Below are 24,608 nucleotides of genomic sequence, written 5' to 3' on the forward strand. Positions count from 1 at the left end.
CCGTCACTCACCGGCCAGCAGGGCGCCGGCGTCGAGGGTGCTCTCGCCCTTGGTCCAGTTGCACGGGCACAGCTCGTCGGTCTGCAGGGCGTCGAGGACCCGCAGGACCTCCTTGGGGTTACGGCCCACGGAACCGGCGGTCACCATCGAGAACTGGATCTCGTTGTTCTGGTCGACGATGAAGACGGCGCGCTGCGCGAAGCCGTCCTCGCCCTGCACGCCACAGGCCTGCATGAGCTCGTGCTTGGAGTCGGCCAGCATCGGGAAGGGCAGGTCACGCAGGTCGGCGTGGTCCTTGCGCCAGGCGTGGTGGACGAACTCGGAGTCGCCGGAGACGCCGAGGATCTGGGCGTCGCGGTCCTGGAACTCCTCGTCCAGCTTGCCGAAGGCGGCGATCTCGGTCGGGCAGACGAAGGTGAAGTCCTTCGGCCAGAAGAAGACCACGCGCCACTTGCCCTCGTAGGTCTTGTGGTCGATCTGGGCGAACTCGCTGCCGGCTTCGAGGGAGACGCAGGCGGTCAGGTCGTAGCTGGGGAACTTGTCACCGACAGTGAGCACGAACTCTCCTTGCGGAATGGAAAGTGACCCTTTTGTGGGCTTTCCGAGGGGGTTGGACGTATCTCACATGCTGACACAGCTGCATTGATTACAGAAATAGCTACCCTTGCAGTGAGCGATCGGAGATACCTATCAGTGGCTGTGAGTAATAGAGGACCGAAGCAGCCGACGCTGGCCCAGCTGCGCGCCTTCGCCGCCGTCGCCGAGCACCTGCACTTCCGCGACGCCGCCGCGGCCATCGGAATGAGCCAGCCGGCCCTCTCGGGCGCCGTCTCCGCGCTGGAGGAGGCCCTCGGGGTGCAGCTGCTGGAGCGCACCACCCGCAAGGTGCTGCTCTCGCCCGCCGGCGAACGGATCGCCGTACGGGTGCGGAGCGTGCTGGAGGCCATGGGCGGGCTCCTGGAGGAGGCGGAGGCGGTACGCGCCCCCTTCACCGGAGTGCTGCGCCTCGGGGTGATCCCCACCGTGGCCCCGTACCTGCTGCCGACCGTCCTCGGGCTCTGCCGGCGGCGCTACCCCCGCGTCGACCTCCAGGTGCACGAGGAACAGACGGCCTCGCTGCTGGAGGGGTTGGCCGCGGGCCGCCTGGACCTGCTGCTGCTCGCCGTCCCGCTCGGGGTCTCCGGGGTCACCGAACTGCCGATCTTCGACGAGGACTTCGTCCTGCTCGCCCCCCGCGAGCACCCGCTGGCCGGACGCCGGGACATCCCCCGCGAGGAACTGCGCGGCCTGCAACTGCTGTTGCTCGACGAGGGGCACTGCCTGCGCGACCAGGCCCTCGACATCTGCCGCGAGGCCGGCCGCACCACCGGCGCCGACGTCACCACCACCGCCGCCGGACTGTCCACCCTCGTCCAACTCGTCGCCGGCGGCCTCGGGGTGACCCTGCTGCCCCGCACGGCGCTGCGCCTGGAGACCGCCCGCAACGAGCACCTGGCCACCGGGTACTTCGCGGAGCCGGCCCCCTCGCGGCGGATCGCCCTGGCCATACGGACCGGCACCGCCCGCCAGGAGGAGTTCCGGGCCATCGCGTGCGCCCTGCGCGAAGCCGTACGCCCGCTCCCGGTGTGGCCCACGGACTAGGCGGGACCGGATCCGGGACCGCCCCGGAGCGGGCGTGCGGCGGGGGCGGGCGTCACTCCGTGCGCAGGCCGTCCGGGCGGGTCAGGCGCAGCAGCACCGGCAGGCCCAGCAGGGTCACCAGGGCGACCATGCCCGCGCCGGCGCCGGTCAGCGCCGCCACCGAGGACCAGTCGACGTGCGCGGGCCGGGCCGCCATCCGCAGCAGGGTCGCGCCCAGCGCGAGACCCACACCGGTCGCGAGCAGCAGGCCGAGCGCGACCGGCAGGGCCGCCTGCCACAGCACGGACAGGGCCAGCGTCGAGCGCGGGGTGCCGAAGGCCACCAGGGCGGCGAGCAGCCGGCGCCGCTCGCGCAGCTGGTCCAGCTGGGACACCAGCAGGCTCGTGCCGATCAGGATCAGCACCCCGGTCGCGCCGAACCACAGCCCGACGCGGATCGTGGCGTACGTGTCGTCGGGCGCGGTCTGCCGCAGGGTCATGGCCGTCGCGAACGGGTCCGCCTTGAAGGCGGCGTTGCGGGCCCGGTCCAGGGCGTCCGGCAGGGCCTCGTCGGCCTGGACGAAGATCTGGGCCGACTGCCAGAACCCCAGGGCCTTCGGGGCCGCCGACGGGGTGACGAGCAGCCCCTCGCGCAGGGCGCCGACGGGGTCCTCGCGCGGGGCGACCGTACGGGGGTTCGCCGGGAAGGTCCACTGCACCGGCTTCTGGTCCGGGAGGCCCGCGGCGCGGTAGTCGCCGACGTTGCCCGCGAACAGCCGGTCGCCGGCCGCGATCGGCCTCTCGCCGGGTTCGGGCAGCGGTCCGCCGTTCAGGGCGAAGGCGTCGCCCTCCGCGCAGGAACCGATCTCGGCGACCTCGCGCAGCGCGTCGCAGGTGCCGACGGTGACCTGGAGGGACGCTCCGTCGGACGAGGGGGTCCGCGCGGCCCGGAAGGTGCTGAGGGGGACGGTGCGGGTGATGCCGGGGGCGGAGGCCAACTCCCCGGCGAGGGTGTCGATCGTGGACTCGCTGCCCGAGTGCAGCAGGACCGAGATCGTCGCGCGGCTCGGGTCCTGGCGGGTCGTCCTCTCGTACTCGCCCTCGACGCCCGTGAAGAGCATCTGCAGGGCGATGGCCCCGGCGACCGCGACCGCGATGCCGTTGACCAGCCGGGCGGCGCCGGCGCTGTCGACCTGGAGCCGGCGCACCGCGAGCTGCCAGGGCGCGGATCCGCCCGGGAGCCGGCCGACGATCCGCTCCAACACCCACGGCAGCAGGGCGGTGATGCCGACCAGCAGCAGCGCCACGCCGCCGCTGACCTGCCACTCGCCGAAGCGCCCGTGGTCGTTGCCGCGTCCCGTCAGCGGGACGAGCAGACCGAGCCCGGCCAGGGGCAGCAGCAGGCGCCACCAGATCCGGCGCCGGCGCGCCTTGGTCGTCCGTACGACGCCCAGCGGTTCGATGGTCACCCGGCGCAGGGTGAGCAGGGTGACGGCCACGGCCGCCACGGGGACGGCCACGGCGACCAGCAGGGCCAGCCACGGCGCGGGGTCGAGGTCGGCGGGGAAGACGCTGCGCTGGTCGAAGGAGAACGACCCCACGAGGGCGCGGCCCGCCAGGAAGAAGCCCACGCCGAGCACCAGCCCGACCAGCGCCCCGGCGAGGGCCTCGCCGGCCGCGATCCGACGCACCATCAGGGCGTCGGCGCCCACCAGGCGCAGCGCGGCGAGCCGCTGGTCGCGCCGCTCGCCGCCGAAGCGGACGGCGCCGGCGACGAACACGCCGACGGGCATCAGCAGCGCGACGAAGGTCAGGACGACCAGCAGCATCAGCACCGGGTCGAGGTCGCGGCTCGCGTCGGCCTGGGCGAAGGCGTTGATCCGGGTGGTCCGGTAGTCGCCCGGCCCGCCCGCCGCGAGGGTGTCGCTGCCCAGGTAGAAGAGGAGCTCGGCCGGGCCGGTGAGGCCGGCGTCGGAGACGGTCTCGACGATCCGGGCGTCGAGGCGTTCGCGCAGCAGCGTCCCCTCGGGGGAGGCGAGCAGGCGGCCCAGGGCGGGGGAGACGGCCATCTCGCCCGCGCCGGGGATCGCCCGCAGCCCCGGCGGAACGGGGGCGCGGGGGCCCTCCGCCCGCAGCATCAGGCCCTCGATGTCCTGGCGGTGGTAGGTCTGGTTGACCGTGGCCACCAGCAGGGTGTCCGGGCCGGCGGCCTCGACGCGGGCCGAGCCCAGCGTGGAGCGGGCGTCGGCGCGGTCGTGGCGGGCGGAGAGCGCGCCCGGTATCGCGGTGCTGATCAGCAGGAGGGCGACGCCGAGTCCGACGCCGACACCGGTGAACAGGGTGCGGGTCCATCCCTGGCGCCCGCCGCCGAAGGCGAAGCGGGCGCCCATCGCGAGGTCGCGGGTCCACACCCGGAGCGTGCTCATACGATCCGCTCCATGTCCCGCGACCGGCCGTCGCGCACCACGATCTCGCGGTCCGAGTAGGCGGCCACGCGGGTCTCGTGCGTGACGAGGACGACGGCGGCGTTCGCGGACCGGGCGGCCTCGGTGAGCAGCTGCATGACCAGTTCGCCGTTGAGGGAGTCGAGCGCGCCGGTGGGTTCGTCGGCGAAGATCACCCGGGGGCGGGTGACCAGGGCGCGGGCCACCGCGACCCGCTGGCCCTGGCCGCCGCTGATCTCGCCGGGCCGCTTGGCGCCGACGTCCTCGACCTGGAGCCGTTCCATCCAGTGCAGGGCCATCTCCTCGGCCTCCCGGCGCTTGACGCCGGTCAGGCGCAGCGGCAGGGCGACGTTCTCCACGCAGGTCAGTTCGGGGACGAGCTGCCCGAACTGGAAGACGAAGCCGAATTCGGAGCGGCGCAGGGCGCTGCGCTCGGAGTCCTTCATGGCGGACAGCTCGCGGCCGGCGTAGGTGACGGTGCCCGCGTCGGGCGCGACGATGCCGGCGAGGCAGTGCAGCAGGGTGGACTTGCCGGAGCCGGAGGGGCCCATCACGGCGACGACCTCGCCGGGGTGGACGGAGAAGGCCGCGCCGTCGAGGGCCTTGGTGGAGCCGTACGTCTTGTGCAGGTCGGTGGCGCAGAGCAGGGTGCCGGCCGGGGTCATCGGCGTACCTCCCGGGCGAGCTGGTCGAGGCGGGCCGAGGTCAGTTCGAGCCAGCGCAGGTCGGCCTCCAGGTGGAACAGGGCGTGGTCGCAGACGAGCTGGTCGGCGAAGTCGCCCTTGCGCTTGCGCTGGGTCAGGATGCGCATGAGCCGCAGGTGTTCGGCGCGCTGGGTGTCCAGCAGTTCGTGGGCGGCCCGTCCGGTGAGCAGGGCGAGGACGACCTTGGTGTACAGGGTGGACTGGAGGTAGGGCTCGGGCTTCTCGGGCTGGGCGAGCCAGGTCGCGACGTCGGTGATGCCGGCGTCGGTGATGGCGTAGCGCTTGCGCTCGGGACCGCCGTCGACCTCCGTGCCGTCGACCTCGACGAGGCCGTTCTTCAGGAGGCGGGACATGGTCGAGTAGACCTGCCCGTAGGCGAGGGGGCGGTCGTGGCCGAATTTCTCGTCGAAGGCGCGCTTGAGGTCGTACCCGTGGCGCGGACCGGCCTCCAGGAGGCCGAGGAGCGTGTGACCGATGGACATGCGGGTGACTATACACAGTGTGTATACGCACGGTGTATACACGCGGTGCGCAGCGGTCCCGGGGCCGGGCGGGGGGCGGGCCCTGCCGCCATTCGTAGGGACTCCGCGCCCGGTGCGCACGGCTCGGGCCGGGCTTCGGGGCGGTGCCCGCGCGCGGCCGGCACGTTGGGGCACGGTCCTCCCGCAACCCGAAAGGCGCACCATGCAGGGATTGCCCGCCGACGCCGCCGACACCGCCGCCGTCCCCTCGCAACAGGGCGCGCCGGACGCCCGCACGCCCGCCCCCCGCCCCTCCCGCACGGGTACCCCCTGGTGGATCCCGGCCCTCGCCGGCGGCCTCTTCCTCCTCTACGCGGCCGTCTCCCTGCGCCTGCACCACCGGCTGCTCTCGCGCAGCTTCGATCTCGGGATCTTCGAGCAGGCGGTGCGTTCCTACGCGGCCGGCCGGTTGCCCGTCTCCGAGATCAAGGGGCCCGACTTCCCGGTCCTGGGAGACCACTTCTCCCCGGTGCTGGCCCTGTTGGGGCCGCTGTACCGGGTGTGGCCGGCCACCGAGACCCTGCTCGTGGCGCAGGCCGCGCTGATCGCGGTCAGCGCGGTGCCCCTCGCCCGGTGGGCGCACCGCACGCTCGGCACGCGGGCCGGCGTCGTGATCGGCCTGGCCTACGGACTGTCCTGGGGGCTGGCGAGCGGCGTCGGCTACGACTTCCACGAGGTGGCCTTCGCCGTCCCGCTGCTGGCCTTCTCCCTGACCGCGCTGGGCGAGGGCAGGATGCGGGCCGCCGCCTGCTGGGCCCTGCCGCTGCTGCTGGTCAAGGAGGACCTCGGGCTCACGGTGGTGGCGATCGGGCTGGTGATCGCCCTGCGCGGCGGCCGGCCCGCGCGGCGCACCGCCCTGGCCCTCGCCCTCGCGGGCCTGGCGGGGGCGGTGGCGGTGATGGCGGTGGTGCTGCCGGCCCTGCACCCGCAGGGGTTCGAGGGGTACTTCCTCTCCCACGGCACGGGCGGCGGGGGAGGCGGCGGGCCGCTGGAACTCGTACGGCGCTTCACGGTCGGGCTGGTCACCCCCGAGACGAAGGCCGCGACCCTGGTGCTGGTGTGGGCGCCGACCCTCTTCCTGGCCGTCCGCTCCCCCCTCGCGTGGGTGGCCGTCCCGACGCTCGTGTGGCGCTTCGGCTCGGACTACGCGGCGCACTGGGGGACCGGGTACCACTACTCGCTGGTCCTGATGCCGATCGTCTTCGCGGCCTTCGTGGACGCCCTGCACCGGCGCGGGACCACCCCGGCCGGCCTGCGCCGGTACCTGCTCGGCGCGGCGGGCGTCTGCCTGGCACTGCTGCCCTCGCACGCCCTGTGGCAGGTGGCCGACCCGGTCACCTGGAAGACCGACCCCCGGGTCGCGGTCGCGCAGCGACTGCTGGGGCGGATCCCCGACGGGGCCACCGTGCAGGCCTCCGACCAGCTCGTGCCCCAGCTGACGAGCCGGACCGCCGTCAGCGTGTTCGGGTGGCCCGACAGCAGGCCGGCGCCGCAGTGGATCATCGTGGACACCTGGATCCCGATGGACCGGCGTTGGCCGCTGTCGGTGCCCGAGGAGTCGATCGCCCTCCAGCGGGCCCGGGACGACGGCTACCGCACCGAGGCCGCCGAATCCGGCTTCGTCCTGCTGCGCCGTACCGACTGAGGGCGCCGGCCGTGCGCCGTGCCCCGGTGTCGGGGCGCGGCGCACGGCGCGTCGCGTACGGGCCCCCGCGTGGCGCGGGGGCCGGTCGTCGGGGCTCGCGGCGTCAGGGGTCCGGTGTGGCGCGCGGGCGGCCGCGCGGCGGTATCGGCGCCGCCCCGCCCGGCAGCCGGCCGGATTCCGCCAGGGCCCTGCGGAGCAGGAACTCGATCTGCGCGTTCGCGCTGCGCAGCTCCTCGCCCGCCCAGCGCGCGAGGGAGTCGTACACCTGGGGGTCGAGGCGCAGCAGCACCTGTTTGCGCGCCTGGCGCCCGCCCCGCGCCGGCTTGGCGGGCCGGTCCTCGTCCTCGCCCTCGGGCCGGGCGCCGCCGGCGGGGCTCACTGGTAGAGGGTGCCCGCGTTGATGACGGGCTGGGCCGCGCGGTCGCCGCAGAGCACGACCATCAGGTTCGAGACCATGCTGGCCTTCCGCTCGGGGTCGAGGTCCACGATGTCCTCCTCGGCCAGTCGGGTCAGGGCCAGTTCCACCATGCCCACCGCGCCCTCGACGATCTGCTTGCGGGCCGCCACGACCGCTCCGGCCTGCTGGCGCTGGAGCATCGCGGAGGCGATCTCCGGAGCGTACGCGAGATGCGTGAAGCGGGACTCGATGATCTGCACGCCTGCCGCGTCGACGCGGGTGGCCAGTTCGAGCGCGAGCTTCTCGGTGATCTCCTCGGCGTTGCCGCGCAGGGACAGGGCGTCCTCGTCGTGGCCGTCGTAGGGGTACTCGATGGCGATGTGGCGGACCGCCGCCTCGGTCTGCGTCTCGACGAACTCCGTGAAGTCCTCGACCTCGAACACCGCCCGCGCGGTGTCGGCCACCCGCCACACCACGACCGCCGCCAGTTCGATGGGGTTGCCGTAGGCGTCGTTGACCTTCAGTACGGGCGTCTCGTGGTTGCGGACCCGGGTGGAGATCCGGCGGCGGGAGGTGAAGGGGTTGACCCAGCGCAGTCCGTCCTCGCGGATCGTGCCCCGGTAGCGTCCGAAGAGCTGGACCACCCGGGCCTCGCCCGGGGCCACGGTGTTCAGCCCGCTGAGCGCGAGCGCCTGGGCGAGGACCAGCAGGACGCCGAGCGCGATCAGCGTCACCGCGGCCGCCACGGAGGACAGCGAGGTGCCGAGGAAGATCAGCGCGACCCCCGCCGCCGTCCCCAACAGGCCCAGAACCAGGGCCGGTCCACCGCCGATGCTGCGGGCCGCGAACTCCCGTACCTCGCCCGTTCGCCTGTCCGTTGTCGCTGTCATGGAATGCCCCCGTTTACTTGGTTGCGTCCGGCCGTGGTCGACCGGTGCTCCTATCAAAGTGATATCACTTTACGACGCCGCCGCAACCCTTCTGGTCTTATGAGCGTCGGTTCCAATGGCGTGGGTGCTGATTCTCACGTCCGAAATGACCGGTATTGATCAGGGTTAAGCAACCTTTGTCACAGCCTGCGGTGTTAGTTTTCTGAGCTGACGTCGGGGGGGTAATCGAGCGGAGCGGGAGCGATGGGCCGAGCAGACGCGCGACGAGCGCAACAGCAGCGCGGTGCGCGGAAGGCGCCGGGCGGGCGAGAGGGCAAGTCGTCCGACAAGCGCGGTGGCATACGCCGCTTCTTCACCTGGAAGACGATCCTGGGCACCTTCCTCGGAGGGCTGCTGCTCCTCGTGGCCGGCGCGTTCATCCTCTACTTCTCGGTGGACGAGCCCAGCGACCCGAACAAGACGGCGACGCTCCAGAGCAACACGTACAAGTACTCCGACGGCTCGGTCATGGCCCGCACGGGCAGCATGAACCGCGAGATCGTCTCGATCGACAAGATCTCCGAGGACGTACGCACCGCGTTCATCGCCATCGAGAACAAGACGTTCTACAAGGACAGCGGCATCGACGTGATCGGCGTCGCCCGCGGTCTGTTCAACACCGCGACCGGCAAGGGCAAGGCCGGTGGTTCGACGATCACCCAGCAGTACGTCAAGAACTACTACCTCACCCAGGACCAGTCGCCGACGCGCAAGCTCCGCGAGCTCGTCATCGCGCTGAAGGTCGACCAGCGCATGGACAAGAACGAGATCCTCGCCGGTTACCTCAACACCAACTTCTACGGCCGCAACGCCTACGGCATCCAGGCCGCCGCCCAGGCCTTCTACGGCGTCGACGCCGACAAGCTGACCCTGGAGCAGGGCGCCTACCTGGCCGCCGTCATCCAGGCCCCCAGCCAGTACGACTGGGCGACCGCCGGCCCCAACGGCAAGCGACTCGTCATGATCCGCTTCAACGCCGTCCTCGACAACATGGTCGAGATGGGCAAGCTGGACGCGGCCAAGCGCAAGGAACTGAAGTTCCAGGAGCCCATCAAGCCCAAGCCCCGTCCGGGCATGGAGGGCCAGAAGGGCTACCTCGTCCAGGCCGCCAACGACGAGCTGAACAAGCAGGGCTACAAGGACGGCGACATCGCCGCCGGCGGCTGGACGATCACCCTGAACATCGACAAGAAGAAGCAGGCCGCCCTGGAGAAGGCCGTCCAGGACGAGCTCGAATCCAAGCTGGACCGCAAGAACACCAAGGACCGCCCCCAGGACCAGAGCGTCCAGGCCGGCGCCACCTCCGTCGACGCCAAGACCGGCGGGATCGTCGCCATGTACGGCGGCGTGGGCCTGACGGAGAAGTCCGAGAGCAACGCCCTGCGCACCGACTACCAGCCGGGCTCGACCTTCAAGCCGGTCGTGCTCGCCACCGCCCTGGACACCGGAGCCACCACCCAGGACGGCAAGCCGATCACCCCGAACGCGCTCTACGACGGCACCAGCCGCCGCAAGGTCGTGGGCAGCGCGACCCCGTTCAACCCGCAGAACCAGGACGACATCAACTACGGCGACCCGATGATCACGGTCCAGGAGGCCACCAACTCCTCCGTGAACTCCGTCTACGCCCAGATGATCGTCGACGCCAAGCCGCAGGCCACCAAGAAGACGGCCCTCGCCCTCGGCATGGTCGACCGCGACGCCTGGCCCGCCGACGCGCCCGCCATGTCGCTCGGCACCATGAGCGCCAACACCCTGGAGATGGCCGGCGTCTACGCCACCCTCGGCAACCACGGCAAGAAGGTCACCCCGACCATCGTCAAGCAGGCCGAGCACAAGGACGGCGAGTTCAAGCCCGTCAACCCGATGGGCGCGCAGGTCCTCAAGCGCGAGACCGCCGACACCGTCACCAAGGTGCTGACCGGCGTGGTCGCGGAGGGTTCCGGCAAGGCCGTCCGCAGCTCCGCCTACGAGGCCGCCGGCAAGACCGGTACCACCGAGTCGAACGTCGCCGCCTGGTTCACCGGCTACACCCCGGAGCTCGTCACCGTCGTCGCGATGTTCGGCGAGGACCCCAACTCGCACAACCAGGTCACCCTGACCGGTACGGCCGGCAAGGGCCGCGCGGGCGGCTCCAGCTTCCCCGCGCAGATCTGGCAGGCGTACACGACGGCCGCGCTGGCCGGCGTCAACACCGGCGAGTTCGACCTGTCGGACGCCAAGATGGGCGCCCCGGCCGCGCCGACCCGCAGCGCGGTCCCGACGACCGGCCCGACCACCTCGGCCTCGCCGTCGCCGTCCAGCTCCGGCACCCGCCCGTCCGGCACCCCGGACCCCAGCGGCAGCAACGGCTCCGGCAAGCCCGACCCGTCGCCGCCCACGAAGAACCCGACGCCGCCGACCAAGAACCCGACGCCGCCGACGAAGAACCCGACGCCGCCGACCAAGGACCCGACGCCGCCGGTCATCCCGAACGAGCAGCCGCAGCGGTAGCCACCGCCCGGCCCACGACACGAAGGCGCCCCGCGGCGATCACGCCGCGGGGCGCCTTCGCGTCCGGAGCCGTTCAGCGCCGCTCGTGCGACCCCGGCAACGGCAGCTCGAACCAGACCACCTTGCCGCTGCTGAGCCGCGTCGCGCCCCACCGCCGGGCCAGCCGGTTGACCAGGAACAGGCCGCGCCCGCCCTCGTCGGTGTCCCGGGCCCGGCGCTGGCGCGGCAGCTGCGGGGAGTCGTCGCCGACCTCGCAGCGCAGCACGTCCGTACGCAGCAGCCGCAGGGTCACCGGCCGCTCCGCGTACCGCACGGCATTGGTGACCACCTCGCTGACCAGCAGCTCCAGCGAGTCGCTCAGCTCCTCCAGGCCCCAACGGGCCAGCGCGCGCCGCGCGAAGCGGCGGGCCCGCCCCGGGGCGGTCTCCTCCGGGTCCAGGAACCAGTACGCCACGTCGCTGGGCGCGATGCCCTCGAAACGGGCCGCCAGCAGGGCGATGTCGTCGTCCCGGTCCCCGGGGCCCAGCATGTCCAGGACGTCGTCGCAGAGGGCCTCCAGCGGCGGCGAATGGTCCAGCCCCGTCAACTGCGCGGTGGTCGCCAGACGCTCGCGCAACTGCTCGATGCCGGTCCACACGTCCCGCAGCCGCGACTCCACCAGCCCGTCCGTGTACAGCAGCAGGGTGGCCCCGGCCGGGGCGTCCAGCTCCACGGCCTCGAAGTCCACTCCGCCGACCCCGATCGGGGCGCCCGGCGGTACGCGCAGCACCTCGGCCCGCCCGCCCAGGTGCAGCAGCACCGGCGGCGGGTGGCCCGCGTTGGCGATGGTGATCCGGTGCGAGACCGGGTCGTAGACCGCGTACAGGCAGGTGGCCATGCGGTCGGAGCCGAGCCGCTGCGCCTGCTCGTCGAGGTGGTGCAGCACCTCGGCCGGCGGCAGGTCCAGCTGGGCGAGGGTCTGCGCGGTGGTGCGCAGCTGGCCCATGATCGCGGCCGAGGTCATGGAGTGGCCCATGACGTCGCCGACGACCAGCGCGACGCGGCTGCCGGGCAGCGGTATGGCGTCGTACCAGTCGCCGCCGACCCGGGCCGTCTCGGCGGCCGGCAGGTAGCGGGAGGCGAGCCGGACCCCGGTGGGCTGGGGGAGGCCGTCGGGCAGCATCGTGCGCTGGAGCTCGTCGGCGATGTAGGCCTCGCGGCCGTAGAGCACGGCCTTGTCGATGCCGAGCGCGGTGTGGGTGGCCAGTTGGGCGGCGACCAGCAGGTCGTTCTGCTCGAAGGCGGGCCGCTCGGGGGTGCGCAGGAACACCGCCGCGCCGATCACGCGCCGACGGCCCCGCAGCGGCGCCAGGATGGCCCGCTGCCCGCGCGGCACGGGATGCTCCGCGCCCAGCAGCTCGGGCAGCGCCCCCTTGGCGCCGGCGGCGGACCCGAAGACCGGCCGTACGCCGCGCAGCACCTCGGCGAGGCCCCCGCCGGGCCGGATCTCGCACAGCTCGGCGGCCGGCAGGTCACCCTGCGGACCGACCAGCGGCAGCTGGCTGAAGTCGAGCTCGCCCGGGGCCCCCGCGGCCCCGGCGCCCTCCCCGCCGTCGGTCAGGTCGTCGATCGGCCGGAGCCGGTCGGTGCGCCGCAGCCTTAAAACGACCGGTCCGACCGGCCGCTCGTCCCCGACGGGCAGCGGGTCGCGCAGGTAGACGAGGATCGCGTCGGAGAACGTCGGGACCGTCGCCCGGCACAGTCCGAGCACGATCTCGTCGAGGTCGATGCCGCGGGCGATCCGGCGGGTGGCGGCGCCGACGAACCGCAGCCGGTCGCCCTCGCGCCGGGCCGCGGCCGGCTCCCCGCCGCCCGCGCCGGCGATCCCGCCGCCGCCCGCGGGCGGCTCGCCCTCGCGCCGGCCGGCGTTGCGGGCGGCCTCGCCGTCCCGGGTGAGCCCGTCCGGGGGCCCGGTGTCGGCCGGACCGTGGGCGGCGCCCCGGGAACCCTCGCCGGGTCCGGGGTTGGGTCCGGGGCCGGTGGCGCCGCGCGGGCGCGGGACGTCGGCCGATGCGCCGCTCTGCCCGGCGACCGGAACCTGAGCATGCGTGCGTACGGCCTCGGCGGCCGCGATCGGGGCCTTGCCGTGGCCTGCCTCGTCCGTGCCCGCGCCGGCGGGACCGGCGGGCTGCGGGCCCTCCTGAGAGGTGGGGTACTCCGTCACGCGTGGAATTCCGTCCGTTTGCGCTCGATGTGCGCTGCACTCAACTCGGTCAGTCGCGGTATACCCGCTCAGCGGCCGGGGCACCACCACCCCCCGTTTCCGCGTCCCGCTCGTTACCTCTCGTCCGCGTCGACGCCTGATCAAGTACCGGTCCCCGCAGGTGATTTGCGGTTACGGTGCCCAGGGGGCGCACCGCGTACGACCAGCGGAGGCCGATCCTACGTTTGCACCCCGGGGGCGCATCAAGGGTCTCATGAGGTCATATGCGCCGGGGTGCGGTCCCAGTCCTCGGGCAGAACCGGAACCTTCCAGGCCGGATCGGGCCGCCAGTGCTGCCAGCCGTCGCCGAACGGCGGGCCCCAGGCCTCGATCACCTCCACCGCGGCGCGCCCCGCCTCCTCCACCCGCCGGGCCTGCCGCGCGTCCATCAGGCCGCTCTTCTGCGCCTGGGCGAACTCGTCCTCGTCCAGCCACTTCCAACTGCGGTCGGGGTAGACGGCGATGTCGAGGAAGTGGTCCTCGGAGTCCACGCCGCCGGACCAGCGGGTGCGCGGCCGCTCCAGGTTCACGTACCAGTTGCGCAGGTTCCAGTCCCGGTCCCAGAACAGCCACACCGACCAGGGCTCGTCCGGCCGGGCCAGCTTCAGCACGCCCGCGCCGAACCACCGCGACCGGGCGGTGGTGCGCGGCGCGGTGTAGCGGGTGCCCAGCGGTTCCTGGTGGACGGAGGAGCCGTCGGCGAGCACCGGCTTGACGCACTCGGTGCCGGGGGCCATCCACACGGCCAGCAGCTCGTCGGTGTCCCGCACGACCGTCACCGGACGGCAGATGTGGATCCCGCCGTCGATGCCCGGGGCGTGGTCGCGGTACCGCCACAGGATCTGTTCCCCGGGGGCCCAACGGCCGGCGGGCGCGGCGGCCCGTACGGTCGCCGCGCCCCGTGCCGCGCCCCGCGCCGCTCCCGGTGCCGTGCCCCGCGCCGCGCTCGGTGCCGCGCTCGGTGCCGCGTCGAGCGGCTCGTGTCGGGCGGCGCCGCCCCCGGACCTGTCGGTACCTGTCATGCGCAGATCTTAGGGCTGTGGCCCCCGGGGATGCTGCGGTGCAGGTCACGGACGTGTCCGGGGAGCGTAAACGACCGGATTCGGCCCCTGTCCGGGGATCGTTCACGGCCGCGCGGAACCTACCGCGGTCGCGTCATGCCGAGCACGTCCAGGGCCTCGTCGAGCTGTTCCAGGGTGAGCGCGCCGCGTTCGACGTGGCCGGACTCCAGGACGACCTCCCGGATGGTCTTGCGTTCGGCCAGGGCGCGCTTGGCCACCTTGGCGGCCTCCTCGTAGCCGATGTACCGGTTCAGCGGGGTCACCACGGAGGGCGAGGATTCGGCGTACTCCCTGGCCCGCTCGACGTTGGCGGTGATCCCGGCCACGGTGCGGTCGGCCAGCAGCCGGCTGCCGTTGCCGAGCAGTCGGATCGATTCGAGCAGGTTCCGGGCCATGACGGGGAGCATCACGTTGAGCTCGAAATTGCCGGAGGCACCCGCCACGGCGACCGTGGCGTCGTTCCCCATCACCTGGGCGGCGATCATCAACACGGCCTCGGGGACGACCGGATTGACCTTTCCGGGCATGATCGAGGACCCGGGCTGAAGATCCGGCAGATTGATTTCGGCCAATCCCGTGCGCGGGCCCGAGGCCATCCAGCGCAGGTCGTTGCAGATCTTCGTGAGCGACACGGCGACGGTGCGCAGCATCCCGGAGGTCTCCACCAGGGCGTCCCGCGCCCCCTGGGCCTCGAAGTGGTCGCGGGCCTCGGTCAGCGGCAGCCCCGTGGCCGCCGCCACCTCCGCGATCACGGCGGCGGAGAAGCCGGGCGGGGTGTTGATGCCCGTGCCCACGGCCGTGCCGCCCAGCGGCAGTTCGGCGAGCCGGGGCAGCGCCGCGCGCAGCCGTTCGACGCCGTGGCGGACCTGGGCGGCGTACCCGCCGAACTCCTGGCCCAGGGTGACCGGGGTGGCGTCCATCAGGTGGGTGCGCCCGGCCTTGACCACGTCGGCGAACTCGGCGGCCTTGTCCTCCAGGGCGGCGGCGAGGTGCTCCAGCGCCGGGATCAGCTCGCCGGTGACGGCGGCGGTCGCGGCGATGTGGATGGAGGACGGGAAGACGTCGTTGGAGCTCTGCGAGGCGTTGACGTGGTCGTTGGGGTGGACCTCGCGCCCGAGCCGCTCGGTGGCGAGGGTGGCGATGACCTCGTTGGCGTTCATGTTCGACGAGGTCCCCGAGCCGGTCTGGAACACGTCGACGGGGAAGTGGTCGTCCCAGCGGCCCTCGGCGACCTCCTCGGCGGCGGCGCGGACGGCCCCCGCGACCTCCGCGTCGATCACCCCGAGCCGCTCGTTGACCAGGGCCGCGGCCGCCTTGACGCGCGCCAGTGCCTCGATGTGCGCCCGCTCCAGGCGTCGCCCGGAGAGCGGGAAGTTCTCGACCGCGCGCTGGGTCTGGGCCCGCCACTTGGCGTGTGCGGGGACCCGCACCTCGCCCATGGAGTCGTGCTCGACGCGGTGGCCGTCGCCCTGCGGGTCGGCCTGGTCGCCCTGCTGATCGTGGGTCATGTTCGTTGCCTCCTCGGAAACTTGAGCAATTGTCTTGTTCGAACTGTTCCCATCGCGCCTACTGGCCAGTAAATACCGGTGGTAACACCGATATCGGGGAGGCGTTCATGGCACGTGCCCGTACGAAACCCAGGTTCAGATCTACCTTCGCCGTGGTGGCGGCCCTCGCGGCCGCCCTCGGGGGCGTCACGGCCATCACCCCCATGGCCCAGGCGGCCCCCGCCGCGACCGTCGCGATCACGCCCCTGCCGCCGGAACTGGAGGCCGTCCGGGCCGCCGAGGCCACCCGGATCTACGGGGACCCCGCGATCCGCCCGCTCGCGAACCGCAAGACCGGGCTCATCTCCCTCGGCGACAGCGAGATCTCGGGCGAGGGCGTCGGCAACTACGACCCCGCCACCAACACCCCCTCCAACCAGTGCCACCGCTCCCCGGACGCGGCGATCCACCGCACCGGCATCCCCGCCGACCTGACCTTCAACGTCGCCTGCTCCGGCGGCTACACCGGCAACATCCGCATCGGCGGCGCCAAGCAGTACGCCGACGAGCTCGTGCAGAGCGACAGCCTCGCCATCAAGGCCCGCAACACGCGCATCAAGATGGTGCTCCTGGTCGCGGGCGCCAACGACGACCTCCAGTTCGGCCCCGTGATGACCGACTGCGTCACCCGGTGGATCCTCAGCCAGGGGACCTGCGAACCCAAGTACGCACCCGGCTGGCAGGCCCGCGTCGACGGCCTGAAGCCCAAGGTCGAGGCCACGGTCGGCGACCTGAAGACCGTCATGCGCCAGGCCGGGTACGCCGACTCCGACTACAAGCTCGTGGTGATGGGCTACCCCAGCCCGATCGGCCCCGACTTCGGCGACAACCCGAACTTCCCCGGCAAGCTCCCCGGCGGCTGCGCCGGCTACGACTCCGACGCCACCTGGGGCCGCAACCACGCCGTCCCCACCTTCGAGAAGGGCATGCGCGCCGCCGCCCGCGACTCCGGCGCCCTCTACCTCGACAACTCCCGCCTCTTCCACGGGCACGAGGTCTGCATGGAGGACACCTGGGCCCGCGGGCTCTACCTGGACCTCGGCGACCACTTCCCGTGGGACGAGAACACCGCCCGCCAGTCCTTCCACCCCAACTACCGGGGCCACGGGGCCTTCGCCTCCTGCCTGACCCAGTTCTACGGCTCGGGCCTGCGTGAGGCCTCCTGCGCCGACCCGGCGAGCACCGGAACCCCCGTCCTCCAGGCCGGGGCCTGGGACGACCTCTACCGGCCCCTGCGCAACGAGGCCACCGCCAACTGCCTCGACACCTTCGGCGGCTCCAGCGCCAACGGCACCAGGGTCGTCGCCTGGGACTGCCACGGCGGACGCAACCAGGGCTGGTGGTACGACGCCGCGAAGAAGTCCGTCCACGTCGAGCTGACGCACGACCGCTGCCTGGACGTCCCCGGCGCCGACTACGGCAACGGGGTCGGCGTGATCGTCTGGAACTGCCACGGCGGCGCCAACCAGCAGTTCGTCCGCGAGGGCTCCACCCTGCGCCCCGCCTCCGCCCCGGGCATGTGCCTGACGGTGGCCGCCGCCCACGAGCAGCTGCGCCTGCGCTCCTGCGACGGCTCGGCGAACCAGCGCTTCGCGTAACCCGCTCCCGCTCCGCCGCACGAACCCCGCACGAATCCCGTACGACCCCCCGCACCCGGCCGGCGCACCCCGGCCGGGTGATCACCTCCCGGCCAGCAGCTCCCGCACCTCGCGCGGCCGGTTCGTGATGATGGTGTCCACCCCCAGGCGCAGGCACAGCTCCACGTCCTCGGGCTCGTCCACGGTCCACACCCGCACCGACAGCCCCTTCGCCTTCAGCCGCCCCACCAGCCCCGGGTCCCTGCGCACGAGGTCGATCCCGGGCCCCGCGTGCCCCGCGAACGGCGGGCGCGCCGGCCGCAGCCGTCGCTCGATGAGGTACACCGCCGGCAGGCCCGGCGCCAGCCGGTGCAACCGGGACAGCGCGGTCCGCGAGAAGCTCATCACCTCGACGAGCCCCGAGGCGCCGTCCGCGAGCCCGTGCTCCCCGAGCACCCGCACCAGCTCCGCCTCCAGCCGACCGCCGGCGCGCGTGGGGTGCTTGGTCTCGACGGCCAGCCCGACGGGCCGGTCCGCGGCCAGCGCCTCCTTCAGCAGCTCCTCGAAGAGCAGCACCCGCGCCCCCCGGTGCTCCGGGCCCTTCCAGCCGCCGAAGTCGAGGGCGGCGAGCTCCTCGTAGGCCATCGCGGACACCACCCCGCGCCCGTCCGAGGTCCGCTCCACCCGCCGGTCGTGCACGCACACCAACCGCCCGTCGGCGCTCAGCCGCACGTCGCACTCCAGCGCGTCCGCCCCGTCGGCGATGGCCTGCCGGTAGGCCTCGATCGTGTGCTCGGGATGCTCGTGGGACGCCCCACGATGGGCGACCACCCGGGTGGCGCGGGCGGTACGGAGCTGCGTGTGCGTCATGCCCCGACGTTATCCGCATGCGGGGAACGCCCCGGTACCGCATGCTGCGCGGATGGTGGAACGGCAGATGTACGTGGTCCTGCACTGCGAGCCCTGCGAGGAGTGCGTCCGGGAGGAACGGCAGTACGTCGAAGGCGGCGAGCTGCGCTGGGAGGCGACCGAACACTGCCCGCGCTACGAGGTACTGGCCTGCGACCGGGGCCGGGGCGTACCGCCGCCGTGGATCCGGGAGGCGATCCTCGCCCGCGAGGGCGCCGTCCACCTGAGCGTGGGCGGGCCCGACGGGGTGCCGATCGCGCTGCTGCGCCGGGTGTACGGGCTGAGCATCGCCGAGGTCGTGGCGGCGCGGACGCGGGGGTACCGGGCCACCCCCGTGGAGGCCCGGTACCTGACGGCCCCGCCGCCGTGAGCCGTGACCGGGGCTACCGGGCGGTCTTCGGCTGGGTCTTCGGGAGGGGCGGGAGGGGGGCCGGGGTGACCTTGAAGCCGCCCTCGACGACCTCCGTGAAGGGGGCGGGGGCCATGCAGGTGCCCGCGGACGGCTTGGCGACGCCGCCGTCCGGGTCCTGGCGCGGCGGGTCGAGGTTGGCGACGCCCCAGGAGAAGCCCAGGCGGTCCGGCTCGCCCCGCCCGCCGTCGTGGACGCTGATGCCGATCCGCCGGCCCACGGCGTCGACGTTCGACTTGGTGACCACGGCCGTGACGGTCGCGGTCCTCCCGCCCGTCACCAGGCAGTCCACCTCGGCCTCGGACGTACCGGTGACGCCGTGCTCGGGGGAGTGGTGGTAGACGGTGACCTTGCCGCGGGCGTCCGTCGGGAGCCCGTTTCGGCCCTGCGGGTCCGGGAACGGCCGGGTGAAGGGGGCCGCCTGTGCGTCGACCGTGAAGCGGATGTCGTCGTCCGGGGAGTAGGCGTACAGCACCGCGGCCGCGCCGTGGACGGCGGCGAGCTTCGCCGCCGGGGCCGCCGGGGCGGGGGCCGCCGCGATCAGCGTCGCGAGCAGCGCGGCGGATCCGGCGAAGGCCAGGGCGCGGGTGCGGGTGCGGGTGCGGGTGCGGGTGCGGGTCCTCATCGTGAACTCCTCTGTCCGTACGGCGTGTTCGGGTACGGCAGAAGCCTCGCCGCCCGACGCCCCGCGCTCCATCCGCCGTTCGGCAGACACGCGAGAGGGGCCCTGCGCCGTTCGGCGGAGGGCCCCTCGTCCACGCGCGCTACAGACCCGGGCCGCGCACCGGGATGTGGGTGAACGTCGGCTCCGGGGCCGGGTTCTGGAAGAAGTCGTTGCCCTTGTCGTCCACGACGATGAACGCCGGGAAGTCCTCGACCTCGATCTTCCAGACCGCCTCCATGCCGAGCTCCTCGTACTCCAGGACCTCGACCTTCTTGATGCAGTCCTGCGCCAGGCGCGCCGCGGGGCCGCCGATCGAGCCGAGGTAGAAGCCGCCGTGCGTGCCGCACGCGTCGGTCACCTGCTGCGAGCGGTTGCCCTTGGCCAGCATGACCTTGGAGCCGCCCGCCGCCTGGAACTGCTCGACGTAGGAGTCCATGCGGCCGGCCGTGGTCGGGCCGAAGGAACCGGAGGCGTAGCCCTCGGGGGTCTTCGCGGGGCCCGCGTAGTACACCGGGTGGTCCTTGAGGTACTGCGGCATCTCGGCGCCCGAGTCCAGCAGCTCCTTGATCTTGGCGTGCGCGATGTCGCGCGCCACGACCAGGGGACCGGTGAGGCTCAGGCGGGTCTTGACCGGGTGCTTGGTCAGGGTCGCGAGGATCTCGTCCATCGGCCGGTTCAGGTCGATGGAGACCACGTCCGCCGACTCGTCCAGGTGCGCGTCGGTGGTCTCCGGCAGGAAGCGCGCGGGGTCGCGCTCCAGCTGCTCCAGGAAGACGCCCTCGGCGGTGATCTTCGCGGTGGCCTGGCGGTCCGCGGAGCAGGACACGGCGATGGCGACCGGCAGGGACGCGCCGTGGCGCGGCAGGCGCACGACGCGGACGTCGTGGCAGAAGTACTTGCCGCCGAACTGCGCGCCGATGCCGATCTTCTGCGTCAGCTCGAAGACCTGCTGCTCCAGGGCCTCGTCGCGGAAGCCGTGGCCCAGCGGGGAGCCCTCGCGCGGCAGCTCGTCCAGGTAGTGGGCGGAGGCGTACTTCGCGGTCTTCAGCGCGTGCTCGGCGGAGGTGCCGCCGACGACGATCGCCAGGTGGTACGGCGGGCAGGCCGCCGTGCCGAGCGAGCGGATCTTCTCCTCCAGGAACTTCATCATGGAGGCCTCGTTGAGGACCGCCTTCGTCTCCTGGTAGAGGAAGGACTTGTTCGCGGAGCCGCCGCCCTTGGCCATGAAGAGGAACTTGTACGCGCCGCCGTCGGTCGCGTACAGCTCGATCTGCGCGGGCAGGTTCGAGCCGGTGTTCTTCTCCTCCCACATGGTGAGCGGGGCCATCTGCGAGTACCGCAGGTTCAGGCGCGTGTAGGCGTCGTAGATGCCGCGCGAGAGGGCCGCCTCGTCGCCGCCCTCGGTGAGGACGTTCTGGCCGCGCTTGCCCATCACGATCGCCGTGCCCGTGTCCTGGCACATCGGCAGGACGCCGGCCGCCGCGATGTTCGCGTTCTTGAGGAGGTCCAGCGCGACGAACTTGTCGTTCGACGAGGCCTCCGGGTCGTCGATGATCCGACGCAGCTGCGCCAGGTGCGCCGGGCGCAGGAAGTGCTGGATGTCGTGGACGGCCTCTTCGGCGAGCTTGCGCAGCGCCTCGGGCTCGACCTTGAGGAACGTACGGCCGTCGGCCTCGAAGGTCGAGACGCCCTCCGAGGTCACCAGCCGGTACGGGGTGGTGTCCTCGCCCAAGGGCAGCAGGTCGGTGTACGCGAACTCCGGCATGGTGGCCATTCCTCACTCGGCAGACTGCGCTGGCGACCTTTTGGCAGCGCGACTCACCAGCGTAGAACGTCCCGGCGCGGCTGTGTTTGTGAGGTAAGGCTCAGTCGGCAGTATCGCGATCTATCGTGTCTCGCTATGCTGGGCGACGTGGACCTGGAAAAGCACCCCGCCGCCCCCGGCGCCCCCGCGGCCGCCGCCCCCGCAGAGCTGCGCGCCTCCGACGCCGACCGGGACCGGATCGCGCAGATCCTCGCCGACGCCGTGGCCGAGGGCCGGCTGACCGCCGAGGAGCACTCCGAACGGCTCGATTCCCTCTACGCGCGCAAGACCGTCGGCGAACTCGACGCCCTCGTGCGCGACCTCCCGGCCGGCGCTCCCGCCGCCGCGCCGGCCGCCCCGTACACCGGCGCGACCAGGCCCGCGGTCGGCCCCGTCGAGACCGTCGTCGCGGTGTGCAGCAGCTCCGCCCGCAAGGGCCGCTGGCGCCCCGCGGCGCACACCCGCGCGGTCTCCGTCATGGGCGACATCACCATCGACCTCACCGAGGCCGTCTTCGAACAGCAGATCACCGAGATCAACGTGACCTGCGTACTCGGCAACGTCGAGGTGCTCGTCCCCGAGAACGTCACCCTGCGCGGCTACGGGAGCGGGGTCCTCGGCAACTTCGAGGTGCGCGGCGAGAGCCGCGGCGAGACCGACCCGCAGGCGCCCGTCGTGATCGTGCGGGGGTTCTCCCTCCTCGGCAACATCGAGGCCCGCCCCAAGCTCGGGGCCCGCCTGGTCGACCTCGCCCTCAGGCTCCGCAAGCGCCTCGAAGGCTGAGGCCTCCCCGCGCGCCGGGACGCGCCCGACGCGTCCCGCGCCCGCGGCACGGCATGCACACGCGCCTCGCGCGGGCATCGTATTTCGGTCGAACCTCCCGCCCCCGGTGGCACACAGTGCATAGGGGCACGCACAGCGGGTAGGGACAGGTGCATCGTGTCTCGCTCGCGTATACGTCGTCAGGAGTAGACCGTGCCGCATCCGCCGCATCAGTCCCTGCAGGCAGCCGCCGTCCAGAGCCTTCAGACGCGCCCGGCCGCCGTGCCGAAGCCGCGGGTGGCGGACCGGGAGGAGGACGGCCCATGGCACGCGGAGGCGGTGTGCCGCAGGGACGAGGCGGGCCTGTTCTTCGCGCCCTCCAAGGAGCCGACCGCCGCCCGACTGGCCCGTGAGGAGGCGGCCAAGCGCGTCTGCGCCCGCTGCCCCGTGATGGTCGCCTGTCGTGAGCACGCCCTCCTCCAGCCCGAGCCCTACGGCGTCTGGGGCGGCCTCACCGCCGCCGAACGCCGCGTGGTGCTGGGCCGCAGGCGGCGCAGGGCCGCCGAGCTGCTCCCGGGCGCGGCCGCGTCCGGCCCCGTGGCCGCCGCCGGCTGAGCGGCTCGGACCCCGCGTCCGGCACTTCCGCCCTCCCGCCGGCCCCGCCCCTTCCGCCGGCCCCGCCCCTCGACCTCGTCTCCGCGGACCCACGACGCCCGCGGGACACCGGACACCGGGCTCCCGCGACCCACGACGTCCGCGGACCCCGCGCGAGCGAGCCGCGAGCCGCGCTCAGCGCTCCGTGCCCCCGCACGCGACGGAGGGGCGGTCCCCCGCACCGGGACCGCCCCTCCGTCGTACCGTCACCGGCCGAAGCCGCGTACCCCCGCTACTTCGCGCGGTCGAAGTCGATCGCGCTGTACGCGCGCAGCTTCGACAGGCGGTGCGTGGAGTCGATCTGGCGGATCGTGCCCGACTTCGAGCGCATGACCAGCGAGGAGGTCGTCGCGGTCTCGGAGCGGTAGTGGACGCCGCGCAGCAGTTCGCCGTCCGTGATGCCGGTGGCGACGAAGAAGACGTTCTCGCCGGACACCAGGTCGTTGGTGTGCAGGACGCGGTCCAGGTCGTGGCCCGCGTCGAGGGCCTTCTGGCGCTCGGCCTCGTCCTTCGGCCACAGCTTGCCCTGGATCGTGCCGCCGAGGCACTTTATGGCGCAGGCCGAGATGATGCCCTCGGGGGTGCCGCCGATGCCCAGGAGCAGGTCCACGCCGGTGCCCTCGCGCACCGCCATGACCGAACCGGCGACGTCGCCGTCCGAGATGAATTTGATGCGGGCGCCCGTCTCGCGGATCTCCTTGACCATGCCCTCGTGGCGGGGGCGGTCCAGGATGACGACGGTGACGTCCTCGACGGCCATGTTCTTGGCCTTGGCGACCCGGCGGATGTTGACCGAGACGGGGGCGTTGATGTCCACGAAGTCGGCGGCCTCGGGGCCGGTGACGAGCTTCTCCATGTAGAACACGGCGGACGGGTCGAACATCGAGCCGCGCTCGGCGGCGGCCAGGACGGCGATCGCGTTCGGCATGCCCTTGGCGTTCAGGGTGGTGCCGTCGATCGGGTCGACGGCGATGTCGACCTCGGCGCCCGTGCCGTCGCCGACCCGCTCGCCGTTGAAGAGCATCGGAGCTTCGTCCTTCTCGCCCTCGCCGATGACGACGACGCCGTTCATCGAGACGGTGGAGATCAGGGTGCGCATCGCGTTGACCGCGGCGCCGTCGGCGCCGAGCTTGTCACCGCGGCCGACCCACCGGCCCGCGGCCAGGGCGGCGGCCTCGGTGACCCGTACGAGTTCGAGGGCCAGGTTGCGGTCGGGGGCTTCGGGAGAGACTTCGAGCTGGGGCGGCAGGTTGTGCTCGGTCATCGGAGCGCACCTTTCTGTACGACGACGGCCGGGATGTGAGGGTGCTGGAACTCTATCGGTACGTCGACATATTGAGCAGAGCGGGTCACGTATGAGCGGAATATCGGTCGTTCGGTTGGCCTGAGCGGACATCTTGCGGCACGTCCCTCCCGTGTGGAGCGCGCGGCGCGCACGCCACGCCCGACCCCGTCGGTGATCGCCGGCGGCCATGCGGGACGATGGGGGCGTGGCAGGTATGAAAGGCAAGCAGACGGTCTGGGACATGGTCCGCTCGTTGGCGGTGATCGGTGTCGTCGTGGCGGGGATCTACCTCTTCGTCCCGCACGACGACGAGGCCGACCCGACGCGCACGGTCGACTACCGGGTCGAGACCCTGACGGCCCGGCGCGCGGCCCCGTACCCGGTGGCGGTGCCCCTGGGGCTCCCCCAGGAGTGGCGGGCGACGTCGGTCACCTACGAGCGCAAGAACGCGAACGCCTGGCACCTGGGCTTCCAGGACCCGGACCGCGAGTACGTGGCGGTGGAGCAGTCCACCGACACCTCGGAGAAGTACGTCACCAAGGTCACCCAGAAGGCCAGGGCCACGGGGCAGACCCAGCAGATCGGCGACCGCTCCTGGGAGCGCTGGGACGGCGAGAAGTACGACGCCCTGGTCCTGCGCGAGCAGGGCTTCGTGACGGTCGTGACCGGTACGGCGCCGGCCGACCGGCTGACGGCGATGGCCGCGGCGCTGGAGTTCAAGCAGGGTCCGCAGACGCCGTAGAACGGTAGACCCCGTAGGCCCGGCGCCTCGGCGCCTCGGCGTCGCGGTGCCCCGGCGCCCCGGTGGACCCGTGGGCGCGCGGCGCGCGAGCGCCCGAACACGCGGAAGGGGGGCCCCGGCGGGGGGGGGGGGGGGGGGGGGGGGGGGCGGGGGGGGGGGCCGGGGGGTGTTAAGGGTGTGTGGGAAATGGGGTTTTAAAT

Annotated in this window: 21 protein-coding genes; 8 read left to right on the forward strand and 13 right to left on the reverse strand. The window is 72.8% G+C overall.

What is annotated here, in order from left to right; all coding sequences use genetic code 11:
* Positions 1 to 3 precede the first annotated feature (3 nt).
* Positions 4 to 558: a peroxiredoxin gene (locus AB0D01_RS33465; RefSeq protein WP_363061977.1), complete on the reverse strand. Its 555-nt coding sequence runs from the start codon at positions 556 to 558 to the stop codon at positions 4 to 6.
* Between the two features lie 135 nt (positions 559 to 693).
* On the opposite strand from AB0D01_RS33465, the gene AB0D01_RS33470 reads away from it, so the two are divergent.
* Complete coding sequence (locus tag AB0D01_RS33470) at positions 694 to 1,641, forward strand: hydrogen peroxide-inducible genes activator (RefSeq protein WP_363061979.1); 948 nt, start codon at positions 694 to 696, stop codon at positions 1,639 to 1,641.
* Between the two features lie 52 nt (positions 1,642 to 1,693).
* Here AB0D01_RS33470 and AB0D01_RS33475 read toward each other — a convergent pair whose 3' ends face one another.
* From AB0D01_RS33475 to AB0D01_RS33485, 3 genes are read right to left on the reverse strand one after another with little or no spacing between them, the layout of a single operon-like run.
* Complete coding sequence (locus AB0D01_RS33475; protein ID WP_363061981.1) at positions 1,694 to 4,045, reverse strand: FtsX-like permease family protein; 2,352 nt, start codon at positions 4,043 to 4,045, stop codon at positions 1,694 to 1,696.
* Positions 4,042 to 4,728 carry an ABC transporter ATP-binding protein gene (locus tag AB0D01_RS33480; RefSeq protein WP_363061983.1) on the reverse strand — a complete coding sequence of 229 codons (687 nt, stop codon included), beginning with the start codon at positions 4,726 to 4,728 and terminating at the stop codon, positions 4,042 to 4,044. The genes AB0D01_RS33475 and AB0D01_RS33480 overlap by 4 nt, the downstream gene beginning before the upstream one ends.
* A complete protein-coding gene (locus tag AB0D01_RS33485; RefSeq protein ID WP_363061985.1) occupies positions 4,725 to 5,249 on the reverse strand; it encodes a PadR family transcriptional regulator in 525 nt (174 codons plus the stop codon). Before AB0D01_RS33485 ends, AB0D01_RS33480 begins: the two co-directional genes overlap by 4 nt.
* Positions 5,250 to 5,451: 202 nt before the next feature.
* On the opposite strand from AB0D01_RS33485, the gene AB0D01_RS33490 reads away from it, so the two are divergent.
* Positions 5,452 to 6,933: a DUF2079 domain-containing protein gene (locus AB0D01_RS33490; protein ID WP_363061987.1), complete on the forward strand. Its 1,482-nt coding sequence runs from the start codon at positions 5,452 to 5,454 to the stop codon at positions 6,931 to 6,933.
* Positions 6,934 to 7,036: 103 nt separating this feature from the next.
* On the opposite strand, the gene AB0D01_RS33495 is transcribed toward AB0D01_RS33490, so the two are convergent.
* The gene (locus tag AB0D01_RS33495) at positions 7,037 to 7,222 is read right to left on the reverse strand and encodes a hypothetical protein (protein ID WP_363062014.1); all 186 of its coding nucleotides are present in this window, start codon (positions 7,220 to 7,222) and stop codon (positions 7,037 to 7,039) included.
* Between the two features lie 86 nt (positions 7,223 to 7,308).
* Positions 7,309 to 8,220: an SPFH domain-containing protein gene (locus AB0D01_RS33500; RefSeq protein ID WP_363061989.1), complete on the reverse strand. Its 912-nt coding sequence runs from the start codon at positions 8,218 to 8,220 to the stop codon at positions 7,309 to 7,311.
* 243 nt (positions 8,221 to 8,463) lie between these two features.
* Here AB0D01_RS33500 and AB0D01_RS33505 point away from each other — a divergent pair, with 243 nt between their 5' ends.
* Complete coding sequence (locus AB0D01_RS33505; protein ID WP_363061991.1) at positions 8,464 to 10,752, forward strand: transglycosylase domain-containing protein; 2,289 nt, start codon at positions 8,464 to 8,466, stop codon at positions 10,750 to 10,752.
* A gap of 73 nt (positions 10,753 to 10,825) precedes the next feature.
* On the opposite strand, the gene AB0D01_RS33510 is transcribed toward AB0D01_RS33505, so the two are convergent.
* The 3 genes from AB0D01_RS33510 to AB0D01_RS33520 form a co-directional block, all read right to left on the reverse strand.
* Positions 10,826 to 12,955: an ATP-binding SpoIIE family protein phosphatase gene (locus tag AB0D01_RS33510; protein ID WP_363061993.1), complete on the reverse strand. Its 2,130-nt coding sequence runs from the start codon at positions 12,953 to 12,955 to the stop codon at positions 10,826 to 10,828.
* A 251-nt stretch (positions 12,956 to 13,206) separates the two neighbouring features.
* Positions 13,207 to 14,016, reverse strand: coding sequence for a DUF402 domain-containing protein (locus AB0D01_RS33515; RefSeq protein ID WP_363061995.1), 810 nt, complete (start codon positions 14,014 to 14,016; stop codon positions 13,207 to 13,209).
* A 119-nt stretch (positions 14,017 to 14,135) separates the two neighbouring features.
* The gene (locus AB0D01_RS33520) at positions 14,136 to 15,563 is read right to left on the reverse strand and encodes a class II fumarate hydratase (RefSeq protein WP_363061997.1); all 1,428 of its coding nucleotides are present in this window, start codon (positions 15,561 to 15,563) and stop codon (positions 14,136 to 14,138) included.
* A 107-nt stretch (positions 15,564 to 15,670) separates the two neighbouring features.
* On the opposite strand from AB0D01_RS33520, the gene AB0D01_RS33525 reads away from it, so the two are divergent.
* The gene (locus tag AB0D01_RS33525) at positions 15,671 to 17,200 is read left to right on the forward strand and encodes a ricin-type beta-trefoil lectin domain protein (RefSeq protein WP_363061999.1); all 1,530 of its coding nucleotides are present in this window, start codon (positions 15,671 to 15,673) and stop codon (positions 17,198 to 17,200) included.
* 81 nt (positions 17,201 to 17,281) lie between these two features.
* Here AB0D01_RS33525 and AB0D01_RS33530 read toward each other — a convergent pair whose 3' ends face one another.
* Positions 17,282 to 18,049 carry a glycerophosphodiester phosphodiesterase family protein gene (locus AB0D01_RS33530; RefSeq protein ID WP_363062001.1) on the reverse strand — a complete coding sequence of 256 codons (768 nt, stop codon included), beginning with the start codon at positions 18,047 to 18,049 and terminating at the stop codon, positions 17,282 to 17,284.
* Between the two features lie 52 nt (positions 18,050 to 18,101).
* Here AB0D01_RS33530 and AB0D01_RS33535 point away from each other — a divergent pair, with 52 nt between their 5' ends.
* Entirely contained in the window at positions 18,102 to 18,458 is a 357-nt protein-coding gene (locus AB0D01_RS33535; RefSeq protein ID WP_363062003.1) for a hypothetical protein, read from the forward strand.
* Positions 18,459 to 18,471: 13 nt separating this feature from the next.
* On the opposite strand, the gene AB0D01_RS33540 is transcribed toward AB0D01_RS33535, so the two are convergent.
* On the reverse strand, positions 18,472 to 19,122 hold the full coding sequence (locus tag AB0D01_RS33540; protein ID WP_363062005.1) for a hypothetical protein: 651 nt from the start codon (positions 19,120 to 19,122) through the stop codon (positions 18,472 to 18,474).
* Positions 19,123 to 19,261: 139 nt separating this feature from the next.
* A complete protein-coding gene (locus tag AB0D01_RS33545; protein ID WP_363062007.1) occupies positions 19,262 to 20,935 on the reverse strand; it encodes a fumarate hydratase in 1,674 nt (557 codons plus the stop codon).
* Positions 20,936 to 21,073: 138 nt separating this feature from the next.
* On the opposite strand from AB0D01_RS33545, the gene AB0D01_RS33550 reads away from it, so the two are divergent.
* On the forward strand, positions 21,074 to 21,748 hold the full coding sequence (locus tag AB0D01_RS33550; RefSeq protein ID WP_363062009.1) for a DUF1707 domain-containing protein: 675 nt from the start codon (positions 21,074 to 21,076) through the stop codon (positions 21,746 to 21,748).
* Positions 21,749 to 21,940: 192 nt separating this feature from the next.
* Positions 21,941 to 22,342, forward strand: a complete 402-nt coding sequence (locus tag AB0D01_RS33555; RefSeq protein ID WP_363062011.1) for a WhiB family transcriptional regulator — start codon at positions 21,941 to 21,943, stop codon at positions 22,340 to 22,342.
* A gap of 271 nt (positions 22,343 to 22,613) precedes the next feature.
* Here the strand turns inward: AB0D01_RS33555 and glpX are convergent, their stop codons facing one another.
* Positions 22,614 to 23,645 carry a class II fructose-bisphosphatase gene (gene glpX, locus AB0D01_RS33560; RefSeq protein ID WP_249767597.1) on the reverse strand — a complete coding sequence of 344 codons (1,032 nt, stop codon included), beginning with the start codon at positions 23,643 to 23,645 and terminating at the stop codon, positions 22,614 to 22,616.
* 235 nt (positions 23,646 to 23,880) lie between these two features.
* Here glpX and AB0D01_RS33565 point away from each other — a divergent pair, with 235 nt between their 5' ends.
* The gene (locus AB0D01_RS33565) at positions 23,881 to 24,408 is read left to right on the forward strand and encodes a DUF4245 domain-containing protein (RefSeq protein ID WP_363062016.1); all 528 of its coding nucleotides are present in this window, start codon (positions 23,881 to 23,883) and stop codon (positions 24,406 to 24,408) included.
* Positions 24,409 to 24,608 lie beyond the last annotated feature (200 nt).

It is taken from the genome of Streptomyces sp. NPDC048606, from assembly GCF_040650855.1.
In the GTDB taxonomy this organism is placed as follows: domain Bacteria; phylum Actinomycetota; class Actinomycetes; order Streptomycetales; family Streptomycetaceae; genus Streptomyces.